Source organism: Brevundimonas sp. (genome assembly GCF_965279155.1).
Lineage (GTDB): Bacteria > Pseudomonadota > Alphaproteobacteria > Caulobacterales > Caulobacteraceae > Brevundimonas.
In genome coordinates, this window is record NZ_OZ257138.1 from 1693428 (window position 1) to 1709285 (window position 15858).

21 protein-coding genes are annotated in these 15858 nt (G+C 67.4%); 7 read left to right on the forward strand and 14 right to left on the reverse strand.

Annotated features, from left to right (window positions below):
- Nucleotides 1-69: 69 nt before the first annotated feature.
- Nucleotides 70-405, forward strand: a complete 336-nt coding sequence (gene trxA, locus ACQY72_RS08020; RefSeq protein WP_135193854.1) for a thioredoxin — start codon at nt 70-72, stop codon at nt 403-405.
- A 73-nt stretch (nt 406-478) separates the two neighbouring features.
- On the forward strand, nt 479-676 hold the full coding sequence (locus tag ACQY72_RS08025) for a hypothetical protein (RefSeq protein ID WP_428152879.1): 198 nt from the start codon (nt 479-481) through the stop codon (nt 674-676).
- A 179-nt stretch (nt 677-855) separates the two neighbouring features.
- On the opposite strand, the gene ACQY72_RS08030 is transcribed toward ACQY72_RS08025, so the two are convergent.
- Entirely contained in the window at nt 856-2142 is a 1287-nt protein-coding gene (locus tag ACQY72_RS08030; RefSeq protein ID WP_428152880.1) for a bifunctional folylpolyglutamate synthase/dihydrofolate synthase, read from the reverse strand.
- 36 nt (nt 2143-2178) lie between these two features.
- On the opposite strand from ACQY72_RS08030, the gene ACQY72_RS08035 reads away from it, so the two are divergent.
- A complete protein-coding gene (locus ACQY72_RS08035) occupies nt 2179-2622 on the forward strand; it encodes a DoxX family protein (RefSeq protein ID WP_428152881.1) in 444 nt (147 codons plus the stop codon).
- Here ACQY72_RS08035 and accD read toward each other — a convergent pair.
- From accD to ACQY72_RS08090, 11 genes are all read right to left on the reverse strand, one after another.
- A complete protein-coding gene (gene accD / locus ACQY72_RS08040; RefSeq protein ID WP_428152882.1) occupies nt 2577-3467 on the reverse strand; it encodes an acetyl-CoA carboxylase, carboxyltransferase subunit beta in 891 nt (296 codons plus the stop codon). The two genes, ACQY72_RS08035 and accD, sit on opposite strands and share 46 nt — an antisense overlap.
- A 10-nt stretch (nt 3468-3477) precedes the next feature.
- The gene (gene trpA, locus ACQY72_RS08045) at nt 3478-4320 is read right to left on the reverse strand and encodes a tryptophan synthase subunit alpha (RefSeq protein WP_428152883.1); all 843 of its coding nucleotides are present in this window, start codon (nt 4318-4320) and stop codon (nt 3478-3480) included.
- Nucleotides 4317-4736: a hypothetical protein gene (locus ACQY72_RS08050; protein WP_428152884.1), complete on the reverse strand. Its 420-nt coding sequence runs from the start codon at nt 4734-4736 to the stop codon at nt 4317-4319. The genes trpA and ACQY72_RS08050 overlap by 4 nt, the downstream gene beginning before the upstream one ends.
- A complete protein-coding gene (locus ACQY72_RS08055) occupies nt 4733-5197 on the reverse strand; it encodes a hypothetical protein (RefSeq protein ID WP_428152885.1) in 465 nt (154 codons plus the stop codon). Before ACQY72_RS08055 ends, ACQY72_RS08050 begins: the two co-directional genes overlap by 4 nt.
- The gene (trpB, locus tag ACQY72_RS08060) at nt 5194-6396 is read right to left on the reverse strand and encodes a tryptophan synthase subunit beta (RefSeq protein WP_428156689.1); all 1203 of its coding nucleotides are present in this window, start codon (nt 6394-6396) and stop codon (nt 5194-5196) included. The genes ACQY72_RS08055 and trpB overlap by 4 nt, the downstream gene beginning before the upstream one ends.
- Before the next feature lie 77 nt (nt 6397-6473).
- A complete protein-coding gene (locus ACQY72_RS08065) occupies nt 6474-7112 on the reverse strand; it encodes a phosphoribosylanthranilate isomerase (RefSeq protein ID WP_428152886.1) in 639 nt (212 codons plus the stop codon).
- A complete protein-coding gene (locus ACQY72_RS08070) occupies nt 7109-7525 on the reverse strand; it encodes a type II toxin-antitoxin system VapC family toxin (protein WP_428152887.1) in 417 nt (138 codons plus the stop codon). Before ACQY72_RS08070 ends, ACQY72_RS08065 begins: the two co-directional genes overlap by 4 nt.
- Nucleotides 7522-7770 carry a type II toxin-antitoxin system Phd/YefM family antitoxin gene (locus tag ACQY72_RS08075; protein ID WP_428152888.1) on the reverse strand — a complete coding sequence of 83 codons (249 nt, stop codon included), beginning with the start codon at nt 7768-7770 and terminating at the stop codon, nt 7522-7524. Before ACQY72_RS08075 ends, ACQY72_RS08070 begins: the two co-directional genes overlap by 4 nt.
- A gap of 63 nt (nt 7771-7833) precedes the next feature.
- Entirely contained in the window at nt 7834-8601 is a 768-nt protein-coding gene (locus ACQY72_RS08080) for a pseudouridine synthase (protein ID WP_428152889.1), read from the reverse strand.
- 184 nt (nt 8602-8785) lie between these two features.
- Nucleotides 8786-9709: a class I SAM-dependent methyltransferase gene (locus ACQY72_RS08085; protein WP_428152891.1), complete on the reverse strand. Its 924-nt coding sequence runs from the start codon at nt 9707-9709 to the stop codon at nt 8786-8788.
- 83 nt (nt 9710-9792) lie between these two features.
- Complete coding sequence (locus ACQY72_RS08090) at nt 9793-10593, reverse strand: undecaprenyl-diphosphate phosphatase (RefSeq protein ID WP_428152892.1); 801 nt, start codon at nt 10591-10593, stop codon at nt 9793-9795.
- A gap of 130 nt (nt 10594-10723) precedes the next feature.
- Here ACQY72_RS08090 and ACQY72_RS08095 point away from each other — a divergent pair, with 130 nt between their 5' ends.
- Together ACQY72_RS08095 and ACQY72_RS08100 are read left to right on the forward strand one after the other, a co-directional pair.
- Complete coding sequence (locus ACQY72_RS08095) at nt 10724-11725, forward strand: cation diffusion facilitator family transporter (RefSeq protein WP_428152893.1); 1002 nt, start codon at nt 10724-10726, stop codon at nt 11723-11725.
- A 61-nt stretch (nt 11726-11786) separates the two neighbouring features.
- Nucleotides 11787-12473, forward strand: coding sequence for a glutathione S-transferase family protein (locus tag ACQY72_RS08100; RefSeq protein WP_428152894.1), 687 nt, complete (start codon nt 11787-11789; stop codon nt 12471-12473).
- Nucleotides 12474-12538: 65 nt separating this feature from the next.
- On the opposite strand, the gene ACQY72_RS08105 is transcribed toward ACQY72_RS08100, so the two are convergent.
- Together ACQY72_RS08105 and ACQY72_RS08110 are read right to left on the reverse strand one after the other, a co-directional pair.
- On the reverse strand, nt 12539-12946 hold the full coding sequence (locus ACQY72_RS08105) for a hypothetical protein (protein ID WP_428152896.1): 408 nt from the start codon (nt 12944-12946) through the stop codon (nt 12539-12541).
- Between the two features lie 399 nt (nt 12947-13345).
- Entirely contained in the window at nt 13346-13678 is a 333-nt protein-coding gene (locus tag ACQY72_RS08110) for a GIY-YIG nuclease family protein (RefSeq protein ID WP_428152897.1), read from the reverse strand.
- 59 nt (nt 13679-13737) lie between these two features.
- Between ACQY72_RS08110 and ACQY72_RS08115 the strand changes: the two genes are divergently transcribed.
- Together ACQY72_RS08115 and queG are read left to right on the forward strand one after the other, a co-directional pair.
- Nucleotides 13738-14256, forward strand: coding sequence for a DUF2239 family protein (locus tag ACQY72_RS08115; RefSeq protein ID WP_428152898.1), 519 nt, complete (start codon nt 13738-13740; stop codon nt 14254-14256).
- 167 nt (nt 14257-14423) lie between these two features.
- Nucleotides 14424-15551, forward strand: a complete 1128-nt coding sequence (gene queG, locus ACQY72_RS08120) for a tRNA epoxyqueuosine(34) reductase QueG (protein WP_428152899.1) — start codon at nt 14424-14426, stop codon at nt 15549-15551.
- Nucleotides 15552-15858 lie beyond the last annotated feature (307 nt).

Consider the following 15858-nt stretch of genomic DNA (forward strand, 5'->3'; position numbering starts at 1 on the left):
GCCAACCCCCATTCGCGCTCAAGCAGCGAGGCCCCGCGGGCCGAGCGCTAGCGCCCCAAGGAGCCATTTATGGCGACGGTAAAAGTCACCGACGAAAGCTTCGACGCCGACGTCCTGAAGTCGTCCACCCCCGTCCTGGTGGATTTCTGGGCCGAATGGTGCGGCCCCTGCAAACAGATCGGCCCGGCGCTGGAACAGATCGCGGACGAACTGGGCGGCAAGGTCACCGTGGCGAAAATCAATATCGACGACAGCCCCATGACCCCGTCCAAGCTGGGCGTGAAGGGTATCCCGACCCTGATGCTGTTCAAGGACGGCCAGATGACCTCGATGAAGGTCGGCGCCATGCCCAAGGGCAAGATCGTTGAATGGCTGGCCGAGGCGGGCGTCAAGGCCGACGCCTGATCCTGACGGATCTCTGAAGATCAAACGCCCGCCGGTTCAGACCGGCGGGCGTTTTTCATGCTAGGATGCCGCCATGAGCGACGAAGACACCCCGATCCCCGCCCCGATTTCTGACGAAGAGATACCCGGCGAAACCTCTGTCCAGCGCGCCCTGCGCCTGAAGAACGCGGCGCTCGACGGCCGCCCCAAAGCCCCACGCGGCGGCCGTTTCCAGCGCGAACAGAACGCCCGCATCGCCGCCGGCAAGTCGCGCCCCTGGATGAGCAAGTAAGCACATTTTCCCTCCCCCTGCGGGGGAGGGTCGTCGCGCAGCGACGGGGTGGGGGCGGCCCGGCAAGGCCGCACTGGCTTGACTGAAGAGAAGTCCGTGGGGCGTCGCCCTGCCGCCCCCACCCGGTCTCGCCTTCGGCTCGACCACCCTCCCCCGCAGGGGGAGGGAGAAACCGGCGCCTAGTCCGGCCAGGTCTCCCGGCTCGCCCCCAGCACTTCTCCTGCCAGATACAGCGACCCGCAGATCGCCACCCGCCCCGCGCCCAGGCGCAGCGCCAGGTCCAGCGCCTCGCGCACCGATCCCGCCGGCGTAGCCGCCAATCCATGGCCGCGCGCTACGGCAGCCAAAGCCGCCGGTTCGGCCGCCGCCCCGTCGAAGCCGACGGTGAAAACCGTCGCCTGGCTGTCCTTCAAGGCGGCGAAGAACCCGCCCGCATCCTTGTTCGACAGCATGCCGCAGATCAGGGCCAACGGACGCGGCGCCCGCGCCTGACGCTCGGCCAGAAACGCCGCCAGGGCCTTTGCGGCATGGGGATTGTGGCCCCCGTCCAGCCAAAGCTCGGCGTCGGCCGCCCGCGCCGCCTCGCCGTAAGGTCCGGCCGAAATTCGTTGCAGACGCGCGGGCCAGCGCACGGCCTTCAGCCCCTCGGCGATCGCGGCCTCAGGCAGGTCCAGTTCGACCGCCGCCGCCACGGCCAAAGCCGCATTGTCGATCTGGTGCGCGCCTGCCAGGGCCGGCGCCGGCAGGTCCATGAACAGTTCGGCCGTCTGGAACGCCAGGCCGCCCCGCTCGGCCCAGGCGTCGAAATCTACCCCCAGCACTGTCAGCCGCGCATGGACGTCGGCAGCGCGGCGCTCGATGGCGGCCATCGCCTCCTCGCGTTGCCGCGCGATCACCGCCGGCGCCCCGGCCTTCAGCACCCCCGCCTTCTCCGAGGCGATCCCCGCCAGGTCCGTGCCCAGAAACTCCGCATGGTCGTAATCGACGGGGGTGATCACGCTGAGCAGCGGCCGTTCGATCACATTGGTCGCGTCCAGCACCCCGCCTAAGCCCACCTCGATAATGGCCAGGTCGGCCGGCGTCTCGGCCATGGCCAGGAAGGCGGCGGCGGTGGTGCTTTCGAACACCGTGGCCTCGCTGTTCGTCTCGGCCATCACGGCCTCGATCCGGTCCAGGATGGCGTTCAGCGCCTCGTCCTCGATCAGCTTGCCCGCCAGGCGAATCCGCTCGTTGAACCGCACCAGATGGGGCGAGGTATAGGCATGCACCTTCAGCCCCGCCGCCTCGGCGATGGCGCGGATCAGGGCGACGGTCGAGCCCTTGCCGTTGGTGCCCGCCACATGGATGACCGGCGGCAACTTGTGTTGCGGATCGCCCAGAGCGGCGCACAGCACGCGCATCCGATCCAACGACAGATCGATCCGCTGGGGGTGGCGCGCACGTAGACGTTCGGAGACGGGATCCATCCGCCTCCTTTAGCCCCTGATTTCGAGAACCGCGACATGACTTCCAGGCCGCACATCAGAACGGCGGCCCGCATCGTCCTGGCGGCGGTCTTCCTGGGCGCCGGCGTGCTGCATCTGATGGTTCCCGGCCCCTTCGTGCGGATCACGCCGCACTGGGTGTCGGACCCCGCCTTGGTCGTGGCGCTGACGGGGATCGCCGAACTGCTGGGCGCGGCGGGTCTGATGATCCCGCGCCTGCGCGTCGTCGCGGGATGGGCGCTGGCCGTCTATGCCGTGTGCGTCTATCCAGCCAATATCCAGCACGCGATGGACGGGCTGGCGTCAGGCACGGGCTTGGGTTTGGCCTATCATGGCCCGCGCCTGCTGTTTCAGCCGGTCATAATCTGGTGGTGCCTGTGGGCCTCGACCGCGATCGACTGGCCCTTCAGGCGGTCTCAGGCGGCGGCGCGCGTGCCGCCCATCAGCATGGAGAGGATCTGACCCAGGGTGCGCGGCAGGTCGGCGCGGGCCACGACCCGGTCCACCATGCCCTTCTCCTGCAGATATTCGGCGCGCTGGAAGCCCGGCGGCAGCTTCTCGCGGATGGTGGCCTCGATCACGCGCGGACCCGCGAAGCCGATCAGGGCGCCCGGTTCCGCCAGATGCACGTCGCCCAGCATGGCGTAGGAGGCGGTCACGCCCCCCGTGGTCGGGTCCGTCAGGACCACGGCATAGGGCAGTTTCGCATCCTTCAGCTCTTCGATGGCCAGGGTCGTGCGCGCCATCTGCATCAGCGACAGGGCGCCTTCCTGCATCCGCGCGCCGCCGGCGGCGGTGAAACAGATCATCGGAACCTTGCGCGACACGGCCTCGCGCGCGGCCTTGATGAAGGCCTCGCCAGCCGCCATGCCCAGCGACCCGCCCATGAAGGTGAAGTCCTGAACGATCACGACCGCGTCCTGACCGCCAACCACGCCATAGCCGATGGCCATGGTGTCCTTGCGCCCTGCGGCCTTGCGCGCCGCGCTCAGCCGATCCTTGTAGGATTTGCCGTCCGAGAATTTCAGCGGATCTTCCGGCACGTCCGGCGTGTCGATGGCCTGGAACACGCCGCCGTCGAAGGTGGCCTTCAGGCGCGTCGGCGCGTCGATTCGCATGTGACGGCCCGACGGCGTCACCCACAGGGACGCCTCAAGATCCGAGCGATACAGCATCTCGCCGCTGTCGGGATCCTTGACCCAGAGATTGTCCGGGGTGTCGCGGCGCGACACGATCTTGCGGACGCCGGGCGCAAAGCGGCTCAGCCAGCCGCCACGCTTTTCCTGAGGTTTGTTCTTGTCGACCATGGGCGGGCTCTTAGACGGTTTCCGCCAGGGATGCACCAGTGCGCACCGACCGAACCGCATCGCCCAGCGCCTTGACCCGTGCCAGAACGCGCGGCGCAACGGCTTCGCCGGCCTCCAGCGCCGCCGCCACCTCGTCCACCAGGGCCGAACCGACCACCACGGCGTCGGCCACCCGTGCGATCTCGGCGGCCTTTTCAGGCGTCTTGACCCCGAAGCCGACCGCGACCGGCAGGCCCGAGGCCTTGCGCACCCGCTCCACCGCCGGCGCCACCACCTCGGCGTTCGCTTCCTTGACCCCGGTCACGCCCGCGACCGCGACGTAGTAGACGAAGCCCGAGGTGCCCCGGACCACGATCTTCAGCCGTTCGTCGTCCGACGTCGGCGTCGCCAGTCGGATCAGCGAGATCGAGACCTTGTCCAACGCCTCGATCAGCGGCCCGGCCTCTTCCGGCGGGCAGTCCACGACGATCAGCCCGTCGATGCCGCAGTCGGCCGCATAGGCGGCGAAGGCGTCATAACCCAGGCTCTCGATCGGGTTCAGATAGCCCATCAGTACGATCGGCGTGGCGTCGTCGCCTTTGCGGAATTCCTTGGCCAGATCCATGGTCGAGCGCAGGCCGAACCCGGCGGCCAGACCCCGGATCGCCGCCCGCTGAATCGGCGGCCCCTCGGCCATCGGATCGCTGAACGGAAAGCCCAGTTCGATGATGTCGGCCCCGGCTGCGGGTAGGCCGTTCAGGATCGCCAGCGCCTCCTCGCGCGACGGATCGCCCCCCATCACATAGGGAATGAAGGCCGCACGGCCCTCGGCCTTCAGCGCGGCGAAACGGGCGTCGATACGGGCGGTGGTCATTGGTCGTTGCTCTCGGGTGCGGGGTCTCCGCAAGTGTCTCTTGCCAAGGCAATCACCATGACAGCCGTTTTTGCGGGATCAGGTTCGCCTTCGACGGCAAAGGTCGAAACCAGCCCGCTTTCGCAGGAATCAGGATTGTCCAGATCGGCTCCCTTGAGCCGCAGAAAACCAAAGCTGACCTCGGGAGCCGGCCCCACCATGAATCCTTGTTGTTCCAGCGCATGTGTAAACTGCTCACGGACCGCGCGTGCCTTTTCGCGAGGATATGTCAGGCATAAATAGCGGTCGCCGCCTTCCTCTGAAGGCGGGCACTCGGTTCCGACAACGGCGTCCTCAATCGCTGGCATAACAAAATCATCGCGCCAATCCGCCTTCGATGCGATCAAGGCAGCAGCGGCGAGAGACGCCAGGATCATTGCGGCGTGGCGGCGGCGGGCGGGGCCGCAGCAGCAGCCGCGCACACGTCGCCCGGGATGGTGGCGAAGCCCAGATAGGCGGGCAATTCGGCGACGGCGGTCTTGGTGGTGTCGTAGAAGGCGACCATCTGCATGCCATCGCAGCCGCCGGCCTCGCGGCGTTTGATGAGGACCACTCGGTTCTCGTCGCCACCCGCCGCCAGCCAATTCTTGGACGCCAGGTCCGCGATATAGGCGTCGGCCAGGGCGCCGATCTGGCCCAGTTGCGCGGTCACGCACCAGGCCCGGCCCGTCAGATTGTTCAGCCCGCCGCAATCGGCAGACAACTCCGCGCCGGGCAGCAGGCCCACATCGGCCGGTCCGCCTTGCTGTGCAGCGGACGCGGGCGCCGGCGTCTGGGCCTGAACGGCGGCGGCCGACAGGCTCATCACGGCGGTCGCCGCCAGCAGACTACGGATCACAGTTCCACTCCCAGATGTTTGGCGACCTGGAAGATATCCTTGTCGCCGCGGCCCGACATCAGCAGCACGACATCCCCGCCCTTGCCGACTTCGCGCGCCACTTCGCCCGTCCGCGCCAGCGCATGGGCCGGTTCCAGCGCCGGGATGATGCCTTCCAGCTTGGAGCATAGCTGGAAGGCCTCCAGCGCCTCATTGTCGGTCGCCGAGCGATATTCGGCCCGGCCGATGTCGTGCAGCCAGGCGTGCTCCGGCCCGATGCCGGGATAGTCCAGCCCGGCCGAGATCGAATGGCCCTCGACGATATTGCCGTCCTCGTCCTGCAGCAGATAGGTTCGGTTGCCGTGCAACACGCCGGACCGGCCGCCCTTCAGCGACGCCGCGTGGTCCGGCGTATCCAGCCCGTGACCCGCCGCCTCGACGCCGATCAGGCGCACGGCCTCGTCCTCGATGAAGGGGTGGAAGGCGCCGATGGCGTTGGATCCGCCGCCGATGCAGGCCACGACCGCCTCGGGCAGCTTGCCCATCCGGGCCATCGACTGGGTCTTGATCTCCTTGCCGATCACCGACTGGAAATCACGCACCATGGCCGGATAGGGGTGCGGACCCGCCGCCGTGCCGATGATGTAATAGGTGTCCGAGACGTTCGTGACCCAGTCGCGCATCGCCTCGTTCATCGCGTCTTTCAGGGTCGCGGCGCCCGCCGTGACGGAGAAGACTTCCGAACCCAGCAACCGCATGCGGAACACGTTCGGCTGCTGCCGCTCGACGTCAACCGCGCCCATGTAAACCGTGCAGGGCAGGCCGAACCGCGCCGACACCGTCGCGCTGGCGACGCCGTGCTGACCTGCGCCCGTCTCGGCGATGATCCGGGTCTTGCCCATGCGACGGGCCAGCAGGATCTGGCCCATGCAGTTGTTGATCTTGTGCGCGCCCGTATGGTTCAGGTCCTCGCGCTTCAGCCAGATCCGCGCCCCGCCGAAATGGTCGGTCAGCCGCTCGGCGAAATACAGCGGGCTCTCGCGACCGACATAGTGGGTCAGGAAGCCGTCCAGCTCGGCCTGGAAGCTGGGGTCCGCCCGAGCCGCCTTATAGGCCGCGTCCAGCTCGTGGATCAGCGGCATCAGGGTCTCGGCGACGAACTGCCCCCCATAGGGACCGAAACGTCCCTGCGCGTCCGGCCAGGCGTAGGCGTTGGACAACGGCTGGCCAGAGGTCGGGGCTTGGATGGGGATTTGGGCGTTCACGAGTCCAACTTTCACGCAGGGAGGCGTCGTAATTACGTCCGGCGCGCGTTTTGGATGAAGGCCGCGATCCGGTCGGCGTCCTTAACACCCGGCGCGCTTTCCACGCCAGAGGACACATCGACCATGGGCGCCCCGGTGATCCTCAGCGCCTCGGCCACATTGTTCGGGTTCAGCCCGCCCGCCAGGAACCAGGGATGGCGAAAGGCCCGGTCCGCCAGCAGGGTCCAGTCGAAACTGTGCCCTACCCCGCCGGGCAGCACCGAACCCTCCGGCGGCTTGGCGTCGAACATCAGGTGATCGGCGTGATAATCCCATTCGTCGGCGGCGGCGAAGTCGTCGCCGTGCCGGATCGGCAGGGCCTTGATCACCCCCGCCCCGGTCACGGCCCGCACCCGTTCCGCCCGCGCCGGGGTCTCGGATCCATGCAACTGGATGAAGTCGGGCCTCAGCCGCCGCGCGATCTCGTCCAGCAAGGTATCGTCCGGATCGACCGTCACCGCCACGATCTTCGCCCGCCCCCGCGCCCGTTCGAACAGGGCGGCCGCCGCCTCGGGCGCGATGTGCCGAGGACTTTTGGGAAACACCACCGCCCCCACGAAGTCCGCCCCGCCGTCCAGCGCGGCGTCCAGCGTGTCCGGCGTCGTCAGGCCGCAAATCTTGATGGCGGTCATGGCGCAATCACCTTCACCCCGTTCCGACGCGCGGCGTCGGCCAGATCGTGATCATAGGTGGCGAGATCGCATTCCAGCCGCTGCACGATTGCCAGATGGAGGGCGTCCGGCGTCCGCAATCGCGGATGTCGATGCAGCAGAAACCGACACGCCATCACGTCCTCTGGATCGACTTCCCTGACTGCGGCGGCTCGATCCAGCCAGATGTTGAACTTCGTCTCGGCCAAGTCTCTTTCATCGACATCCAGGCTCCCGCGCCGAACGTGATGTGACATGGCCGACGAGCCTTCGGCGATCGCCCAGTCGGACACGATCGCCCGTTCGACCGACGCCATCCAGGCAAGCATGGCCTCGCTGGTCTTCTCTTGCACGAACAACGGAACGATGACGCTGGCGTCCAGATAGACGCTCACCGGCCGCGTTCTTCCTTCATTTCCGCCAGAGCCGCCGCCGTATCCACCGGCCCGCGACGTGGCTGCACGCGCACGGCTCTCAGCCATTCGATGTCATTCGGCCCATCGGGACGGATGCGCCGCGCCACGATCTTCACCTCGACGTCAGGATCCGGGCGGTCGATGACCACCGACTCGCCGCGTTCGGCGGCCTCGATGAGGCGGGCCAGGTCTGCCTGTGCTTCTGTCACCGAATAATGGCTCATGACGCCATCATATCGCGTTCACGACCCGACCACAAAGCCCCGCTACCCTAGGTATGTAACGCCTTAGGAATTCACCGCGAAGTCATTGCCCGTCGGTTCCACAAAGATCGACGCGATCTCGTCCGGGCTCAGCAGCCGCCACTGCCCGGGCGCCAGATCGGCCGGCAGGGCCAGCCCGCCCATCCGCTCGCGGTGCAGGGTCTCGACATGATTTCCGGCGGCGGCGAACATGCGCCGCACCTGGTGATAGCGCCCCTCCGTCACCGTCAGCAGGGCCTCGGTCGGCGTCACAACCTCCAGCACCGCCGGCGCCAACGGCTTGTCCTCGCCCTCCAGGATCAACGCCCCGGCGGCGAACAGATCGCCTTCGGTCCCGACCAGCGGCCGCGCCAGTCCGGCGCGATAGACCTTGGTCACATGGCGCTTGGGCGAAATCACCCGATGCAGCAGATCGCCGTCGTCGGTCAGCAGCAACAGGCCCGTCGTCTGCTTGTCCAGCCGCCCGATGGTCGAGATGGCCGGATCGCGCGCCCGCCACCGCCCCGGCAGGATGTCATAGACCAGCGCTCCCTCTTCCTTGTGCGAACAGGTCATGCCCAGCGGCTTGTTCAGCATGATCACCAGCCCCTGCACGGGGTCCAGCGGCTGGCCGTCGATCTCCATCCGGGTCGGCAGGTCGCGCGTCACCGGAATGCGTTTGGACACATCCGTCAGGTCCGCCCCGTCCAGCACGATCCCGCCCGCCTTGGCCATCCGCGCCATCTCGGCCCGCGAGCCATAGCCCAGCGAGCCCAGCAGGCGGTCGACACGGGAGGTGGGGGTCTTCGCCATATCTTTCGTCATCCTCCGGCGAGCGCGGCGAGACCGGGGGACCCAGCGGCGCGCGCGAGCGCGAACCTGTCGCGATGTTCCCTCTCGACCATCGGTGTGGCGGACGCATCGCCTTCGGCGCCGCTGGGTCCCCCGGTCTGCGCCGCAAGCGGCTTGCCGGAGGATGACGAAGACGAAAGGAAAATCACTTCACCCCCTCGAACAGCTTATATCCGCCCGCCTCGGCGACCAGCCGCACCCGCTTGAACGCCGCGTTCAGCTCGGCCTCATAGGGCAGGTGCCGGTTGGCCACGACCCAGGCGACGCCGCCTTTTTTCAGCAGCTCGGCCGCCTTGCGGATGAAGGCCTGGCCCAGCCGCCGATCCTCGGCCCCGCCGTCGTGGAAGGGCGGATTGCTGACCACGAAATCCTTGTCGCCCTTGGCCTCCAGGGTGCGGGCGTCCGACCACCAGACCTTGGCCCGTTCGTCCGTGACGTTCTCGCGCGCGGCGCGGATGGCGCGGCGATCCAGATCGACCAGCTTCAGCTTGGTCACCGCCGGCGACCGCAGCGCCACGATCGACAGCGCGCCATAGCCGCAGCCCAGATCGACCCCCTCGCCCTTCATCGGCGGCAGGTGTTCGGCCAACAGCGCCGAACCCGCGTCGATCCGGTCCCAGGCGAAAATCCCCGGTTGGGACCAGGCTTCCAGCCCCGGCACGAACTGCGGCCCGCCCGCAACGATGGCGGCGTCGATGGCCGCATCCAGCCCCTGCGCCGTCTCGGGCTTGAAGACGATGCAGCGCCGGTGGTGCGCCTTGGCCGTCTCGGCGACCTCGACGCCGAACGCCTTCAGCTCCTTGCCCAGGCGCGATCCGCCCTTGTCCTTGGGAGCCATGACGTCAAGCCGCCCGCCGACCTTCAACGCCCTCAGCGCCAGGGCCAGGACATAGCGCCGCTCCAGTACGCCGGGCGGGGCGTAGATCATGATGGTGTCGGCCGAGCCGGGGTCCTGCGCCTCCAGCGCGGCGGAATCGGGGATCAGGGGCGAGGTCTGGGTCGCCCCACCCTCGCCAGTGCTTGGCGGATCGAAAACGACAGGCGGGCGGCCATAGAGAAGCGTGGTCATGCCCCGCCCTTAGAGGGTGAAGGCGAAAATCGCCAGCCGGAGGGAGTCCTGCCCCCAATCCCGTCACCCTTGTCTGTTGATGCTCAGAACCCCGCCTGCAGCAGCGCCAGCCCCACGACGCCGACCACGATCCGCCACCAGGCGAAGACGCCGAAGCCGCGCTTGGACACGAAATCCAGCAGGAACCGCACCACCGCCAGGGCCGAGAGGAAGGCCACGATGAAGCCCACGGCGATCAGGCCCACGTCGCTGAAATCCAGCGTCTTGTGGTTCTTCAGCAGGTCATAGGCCACCGCCGCCCCCATCGTGGGCAAGGCGAGAAAGAAGCTGAACTCGGCCGCCGACCGCTTGTCGGTCTTCAGCAGCAGCCCCCCGGCGATGGTGGCGCCGGATCGCGACACGCCGGGGATCATGGCCAGGCACTGGAACAGGCCGATCAGGAAATAGATCCGCATCGGATAGGCCTCGGCGTCCAGCCATTTGGGCCGCTTGTCCATCCGGTCCAGCAGCAGCAGGATCACGCCCCCGACGATCAGGGCCACGCACACCACCTGCGGCGTCTCGAACAGCACCGTCTTGATGTAGTCGTAAGCCAAAAAGCCGATCACCACGGCGGGCGCGAAGGCGACCAGCAGGCCGATCAGGAACCGCCGCGCCTCCGGGTCGAACGGCCAGCGCGTCGCCAGGGTCCACAGCCGTTTGAAATAGACGCTGACGATGGCCAGCAGGGCGCCCAGCTGGATCACGATCTCGAACGTCTTGCCCGAACTCTCGAACCCCATGAAATGGCCCAGCAGCAGCATATGGCCCGTGGAAGAGACCGGAATGAACTCGGTCAGCCCCTCGACCAGACCCAGGATGATGGCCGCCAGCCAGTCCGACATGAAAACCCCGAAACAGGTCCGGGATCACGACGCGCCCGGTTCGCCCCTGCCTTAGCGCAATCGTCCCCGATTAGGCGAGGGACGGCGAGCGGTTGGCTTTCCGCCATGATTGCGCGAGAAGAGGCCGCATATGACGACGCCCGCCCCCGCACCTGCGCCTCTGGAAGACGCCAACCTCGCCACTCGCCGCATCACCCGCCTGTCGGTCGGGGTCGCGGTGGTGCTGATCGCCATGAAGGCGTTCGCGCTCGGCGCCTCCGGCTCGGTCTCCATCCTGGCGACCCTGGCGGATTCGGTGCTGGATCTGGCGGCGTCCCTGACCACCTTCTTCGCCGTGCGCTGGGCCGCGGCCCCGCCGGACGAGGACCACCGCTATGGCCACGGCAAGGGCGAGGCCCTGTCCGCCCTGGTCCAGGCCGGGCTGGTGTTCGCCTCGGCCATCTTCATCGGCTGGGAGGGGGTGCAGCGCATCTTCGACCCCCGCCCCGTCACCGCAGGCTTCTGGGCGACCGGGATCATGGTCGTCGCCATCGCCATCACCGCCTGGCTGGTGTGGATGCAGACACAGACCTTGAAGAAGACCGGCTCTCTCGCCGTCGCCGGCGACCGCGCCCATTACGCCGCCGACCTGGCTGCCAACGTCGTGGTCCTGATCGGGGTGATCTCGGGCGCCTTCCTGGGCGCGCCGGGGCTGGATGCGGCGGCCGGCATCGTCGTCGCCGTCTGGCTGTTCTGGGGCGCGACCGGCATGTTGAAGGCCGCCGCCGACCACCTGCTGGACCGCGCCGTGCCCGAGGCCGACCGTGTCGCCATCACCCAGGCCGTCCTGGCCGATCCCCAGGTGTTCGGCGTGCATCAGCTGCGCACCCGCATGGCCGGCCAGGTGATGATGATCCAGATGCACGTCGACCTGGACGCCCACCAGACCCTGGACGCCGCCCACGCCATCGTCGTCGCGGCCGAGAACCGGGTGCTGGCCCTCTTCCCCACGGCCGACATCCTGATCCACGCCGACCCGCGCGGCCGCACCCGTCCGCAGACGGAAGTTCCCGCCGTCGCGACGCCCGCGCCGGCCGAAACCAAAGCTATCGAGGCCCCGACCGGCCCCGCGCCAAAGGGCCCCTGGTCCTGACCTTGCGTCCAATTTCAATGCAGTAAACGCGCATTAACGGGTCGGGGCGCATCAACCCCTGATGGCCGACCCTTGCGTTCTCTTCCACTTCGCCTTCCAGCCCGCCTCGCGCGCCGCGCGCCTGGCCCTGGGCGAGGCGCGGATCGAATGGACCGACACCCCGGTCCGTCCGTGGGAGGCCGACTGCCCGGTCAACGACTTCAATCCGTCCGGCTTGCCGCCGGTGATCCAGACGATGGATCGCGGCCGTCCCCTGGTCCTGTGCGAACTGCCCGCCGTCCTGGGCTGGATCGAGGATCAGCAGAAGGCGCCCCTGCTGCTGCCCGCCGACGCCGCCGAACGCGCCGAGGCGCGCCGCCTGACCGGGTGGTTCGAGCGTCGCTTCATGGACGAGGTCGACGCCGTCCTGCTGCACGAGCGGATGGAGAAACCCCTCCTCAAGCTCGGCCCGCCCGAAGCCCGCGCCCTGCGCGAGGGCCGCGACGCCCTGAAGGCCCACCTCGCCATGCTGGAGGACCTGGTCGCCGCCCGCGACTGGCTGGCCGGCCGCCGCCTCAGCCAGGCCGACCTGATCGCCGCCGCCCACCTGTCGGTGCTGGACTATTTCGGCGAGATCCAGTGGAAGACCTGGCCCGGGCTGAAGACCTGGTACTCCAAGCTCAAATCCCGCCCCTGCTTCCGCCCCCTGCTGGCGGACCGCTTCGTCGGCGTGCCGCCGTCGGCCTGGTATGCGGATCTGGATTTCTAGACGTTAGCTGGCGTGTTTGATGACCGCCAAGGGTGGAAAGCGGACTTGGGCGAATAGCTCTTACGTCATAATTCCAGATGCAGTTGCTGAAACCGTCGCACTAGACGACGAGTTTCCGGTTCGCCATCGATCAGAATAAAGAGCTTCTCAGGCCGGTCGGCAAAGTCCTCGCGACGGCCGATGACAGTCACGCCCCAACCCGATCTAAGAATGGGATCGCCATCGTGCGTCTGCCAATACGCCTCCATCAAATTCGGCAAAGGGCACACGACAAGATAACCCCACGGGATTGTCACGGTCTCTGGCGCACCGCTTCCCCAAAGCGTTCTTGTCCGCCTGATCGTGACCACCGGCTTCTCGAACCTTACCGAGCCTGTATCGGGATCTGTGACATCGACATATTCAATGACGCCACGGTAAAAAACCTCGGCATCCAATATGGCCCGGTCTTCCCTCGCACGCTCCTTGGCCATGCTCCAACCCGGCGGTGGAACGCACCCAATCGCAGCTTCCGGCATAGTCAGCAACGCAAGGACTGCGAGCGCGGTCAATCGAACGACGTTCATTTGGAAGAGCAAGTCACAAAAGCCCTATGTTCGCAACGTGTCCGGTCCGGGTTGTCGTCTGTCTGTAAACGCACTTGCCGCTACGCTCTGACAGGCATACGCTAAGCCGCCGCCAGAGCGGCAACCCGTCGTTTACTGATTGGGCGGCGGCGATGCCTACCGATCCAGGTTCAGCGCATATCCGTCGATAGACGCCCGATGCGGCGGGCCCTTCGGAAAAATCCAAGACCCATCGCCTAGAATTGCCGCTGCTTCCGCCCCCTGCCGGCCGACGGCTTCGTCGGCGTGGTATGCAGATCTGGACTTTTAAAGCGCCTCCGCGCCCAGCCGCGTGATCCACAGCTTGGCGCGACTGACCAGCTCATCCTTACGCCGCAGGTCCGAGATGTCTTCGGGCAAGCGGTCCAGCTGTTCGAAGCGGAAATCCTCGGGCGCGTGCACCTTCCACGCCGCCTGAAGCGACCGGTAAGGGCTGCCGCCGTGGCGCAGCGCGAACCACAGGCCGTTCTGCTCGGTGTCGATGTGGCGGCTCTTGCCGACCCAAGCCTGACCCGTCGCGCTGCAGATCACGGCATAGACTCCGGCGATGGTCGGACGCTCCTTGTATTCGGCGATCAGGGTCTTGCGGCTTGTGGTCATGACGGCATTCCTTATTATCCGGGTATTATCTTATTCACTAATTTTATCCGGGTAAATACATGGATGATGAAATTCGCCGACTGGTCCTGTTCGACGGCCCCGCCCGGATCACCAAGGGGTCCGAAGCCGTAGTGGCGGCCGCCTTCCAAACCGCCCTGTCGGCCTCGCCACAGGCCGCGCTACGCGTTTTCGACCTCCAGACCGGGCGCGCCGTCGATCTCGACCTGCGCCCTGCGCCCCCACCCCGGCGTGGACGGCCGCGCCTCGGCGTCGCCGCGCGCGAGGTCACACTCTTGCCCCGCCACTGGGACTGGCTGGCGGCCCAGCCCGGCGGCGCGTCGGCCGCCCTACGCCGGCTGGTTGAACATGCCCGCAAGACCGGCGCCGACGACGATGCCCGCCGCCGCCGCACCGACGCCGCCTATGGCTTCATGGTCGAGATGGCCGGTGACGCCTCCAATTTTGAAGAGGCCAGCCGCGCCATGTTCGCCGCCGATCGCGACCGTCTCGCCGCCCTGATCGCCTCCTGGCCGACCGACATTCAGGCTCAAGTTCTTGAACTGTTCGACGGCGAATGACCGTCTCCTCCCCATGAAATGGGGAGGGGGACCGCGAAGCGGTGGAGGGGTTCTTGAAGTCCCACTGGCGCCTGTGATGCGGCGAAGAACCCCTCCGTCACGGCGCGAAGACGCGCCGCGCCACCTCCCCGCTCCGCAGGGAGGAGACTTCATGCTATCCCCCGCCCGTGTCCGACCGCCTGAAAACCTTCATTCGCCAGCGCGCGGCCGAGCTCGGCTTCGATGTCTGCCGGTTCGCCTCGGCGGCCGACGCTTGGCCGGCGGGCGAGCGGCTGCGGCGTTTCGTGGACGAGGGCCGGCATGGCGACATGGAATGGATGGAAACGACGCTGGATCGTCGCCAGCACCCCACCGCCATGTGGGACGAGGCCAGGACCGCCATCGTCCTGGGCATGAACTACGGCCCCGAGGAGAACCCGCTGGACCAGTTGGCCGACCGCTCGGCCGGATACATCTCGGTCTATGCGCGCGGCGACGACTATCACGAGGTCATCAAGGGCCGGCTGAAACAGCTGGCGGGCCAGATCGCGGCCCGCAACGGCGCCGACATCAAGGTCTTCGTCGATACCGCTCCCCTGATGGAAAAGCCGCTGGCCCAGCGCGCCGGCCTGGGCTGGCAGGGCAAGCACACCAATCTGCTCAGCCGCACCCACGGCAACTGGCTGTTCCTGGGCACCATCCTGACCGCCGCCGAGATCGAACCGGACGCGGCCGAGACCGAACACTGCGGCCGCTGCACCGCCTGTCTCGACGCCTGCCCGACGAACGCCTTCCCCGCCCCGTTCCAGCTCGACGCCAGGCGCTGCCTGTCCTACCTGACCATCGAGTTCGCCGACCCTTGGCCGGTCGAGTTCCGCACCCTGACCGGATCGCGCATCTATGGCTGCGACGACTGTCTGGCCGTCTGTCCGTGGAACAAGTTCGCTCAGGAAGCGCGCGAGATCCGGCTGACGCCCCGCCCCGCCTTCCAGAGCCCGCGCCTTCACGACCTGCTGGCGCTGGACGACGCCGCCTTCCGCGCCCTGTTCACCAAGAGCCCGGTCAAGCGGATCGGCCGCGACCGGTTCCTCAGGAACGTCCTCTACGCCGTCGGCAACTCGGGCGACGCGACCCTGATCGCCCCGACGCAAACCTTGCTGGCCGACCCTTCGCCCCTGGTGCGCGGCGCCGCCGTCTGGGCGCTGTCGCGGCTGACATCCCCCGGCGAGTTCGCGGCTCTGGCTGGCGCGACGACCGAGACGGACCCCCAGGTCTTGGTCGAATGGCGGCGATCCGAAACCGCTCACCCCGCATAATCGCGGCGACGAACCGCAGCGATTTCAAAGCCCTGATTGGGACCAGCGACCGCCACCCTACCGCCCTCGCGTGCTGGGCTATACTGCCCGCCTGGTCTTTGACATTCGCCGGAGAACTGCAAACCGCTCGCAAAAGTCTGCACCAAAGTGCACTCAAAAAATTCGCAGTGCACTTTTTTCGTCTCCTCCCCGCTTCGCGGGGAGGGGGACCGCGTAGCGGTGGAGGGGCTCTTGAAGTCCCACAGGCGCCTGCGATGCGGTGCAGAACCCCTCCGTCACGGCGCTAAAGAAGCGCCGCGCCACCTCC

Bases quoted from the DNA above. Each gene is read 5' to 3' on its own strand.
- trxA (WP_135193854.1), top strand. From the start codon at position 70: ATGGCGACGGTAAAAGTCACCGACGAAAGCTTCGACGCCGACGTCCTG.
- ACQY72_RS08025 (WP_428152879.1), top strand. From the start codon at position 479: ATGAGCGACGAAGACACCCCGATCCCCGCCCCGATTTCTGACGAAGAG.
- ACQY72_RS08030 (WP_428152880.1), bottom strand. From the start codon at position 2,142: ATGGATCCCGTCTCCGAACGTCTACGTGCGCGCCACCCCCAGCGGATC.
- ACQY72_RS08035 (WP_428152881.1), top strand. From the start codon at position 2,179: ATGACTTCCAGGCCGCACATCAGAACGGCGGCCCGCATCGTCCTGGCG.
- accD (WP_428152882.1), bottom strand. From the start codon at position 3,467: ATGGTCGACAAGAACAAACCTCAGGAAAAGCGTGGCGGCTGGCTGAGC.
- trpA (WP_428152883.1), bottom strand. From the start codon at position 4,320: ATGACCACCGCCCGTATCGACGCCCGTTTCGCCGCGCTGAAGGCCGAG.
- ACQY72_RS08050 (WP_428152884.1), bottom strand. From the start codon at position 4,736: ATGATCCTGGCGTCTCTCGCCGCTGCTGCCTTGATCGCATCGAAGGCG.
- ACQY72_RS08065 (WP_428152886.1), bottom strand. From the start codon at position 7,112: ATGACCGCCATCAAGATTTGCGGCCTGACGACGCCGGACACGCTGGAC.
- ACQY72_RS08075 (WP_428152888.1), bottom strand. From the start codon at position 7,770: ATGAGCCATTATTCGGTGACAGAAGCACAGGCAGACCTGGCCCGCCTC.
- ACQY72_RS08080 (WP_428152889.1), bottom strand. From the start codon at position 8,601: ATGGCGAAGACCCCCACCTCCCGTGTCGACCGCCTGCTGGGCTCGCTG.
- ACQY72_RS08085 (WP_428152891.1), bottom strand. From the start codon at position 9,709: ATGACCACGCTTCTCTATGGCCGCCCGCCTGTCGTTTTCGATCCGCCA.
- ACQY72_RS08090 (WP_428152892.1), bottom strand. From the start codon at position 10,593: ATGTCGGACTGGCTGGCGGCCATCATCCTGGGTCTGGTCGAGGGGCTG.
- ACQY72_RS08095 (WP_428152893.1), top strand. From the start codon at position 10,724: ATGACGACGCCCGCCCCCGCACCTGCGCCTCTGGAAGACGCCAACCTC.
- ACQY72_RS08100 (WP_428152894.1), top strand. From the start codon at position 11,787: ATGGCCGACCCTTGCGTTCTCTTCCACTTCGCCTTCCAGCCCGCCTCG.
- ACQY72_RS08105 (WP_428152896.1), bottom strand. From the start codon at position 12,946: ATGGCCAAGGAGCGTGCGAGGGAAGACCGGGCCATATTGGATGCCGAG.
- ACQY72_RS08110 (WP_428152897.1), bottom strand. From the start codon at position 13,678: ATGACCACAAGCCGCAAGACCCTGATCGCCGAATACAAGGAGCGTCCG.
- ACQY72_RS08115 (WP_428152898.1), top strand. From the start codon at position 13,738: ATGGATGATGAAATTCGCCGACTGGTCCTGTTCGACGGCCCCGCCCGG.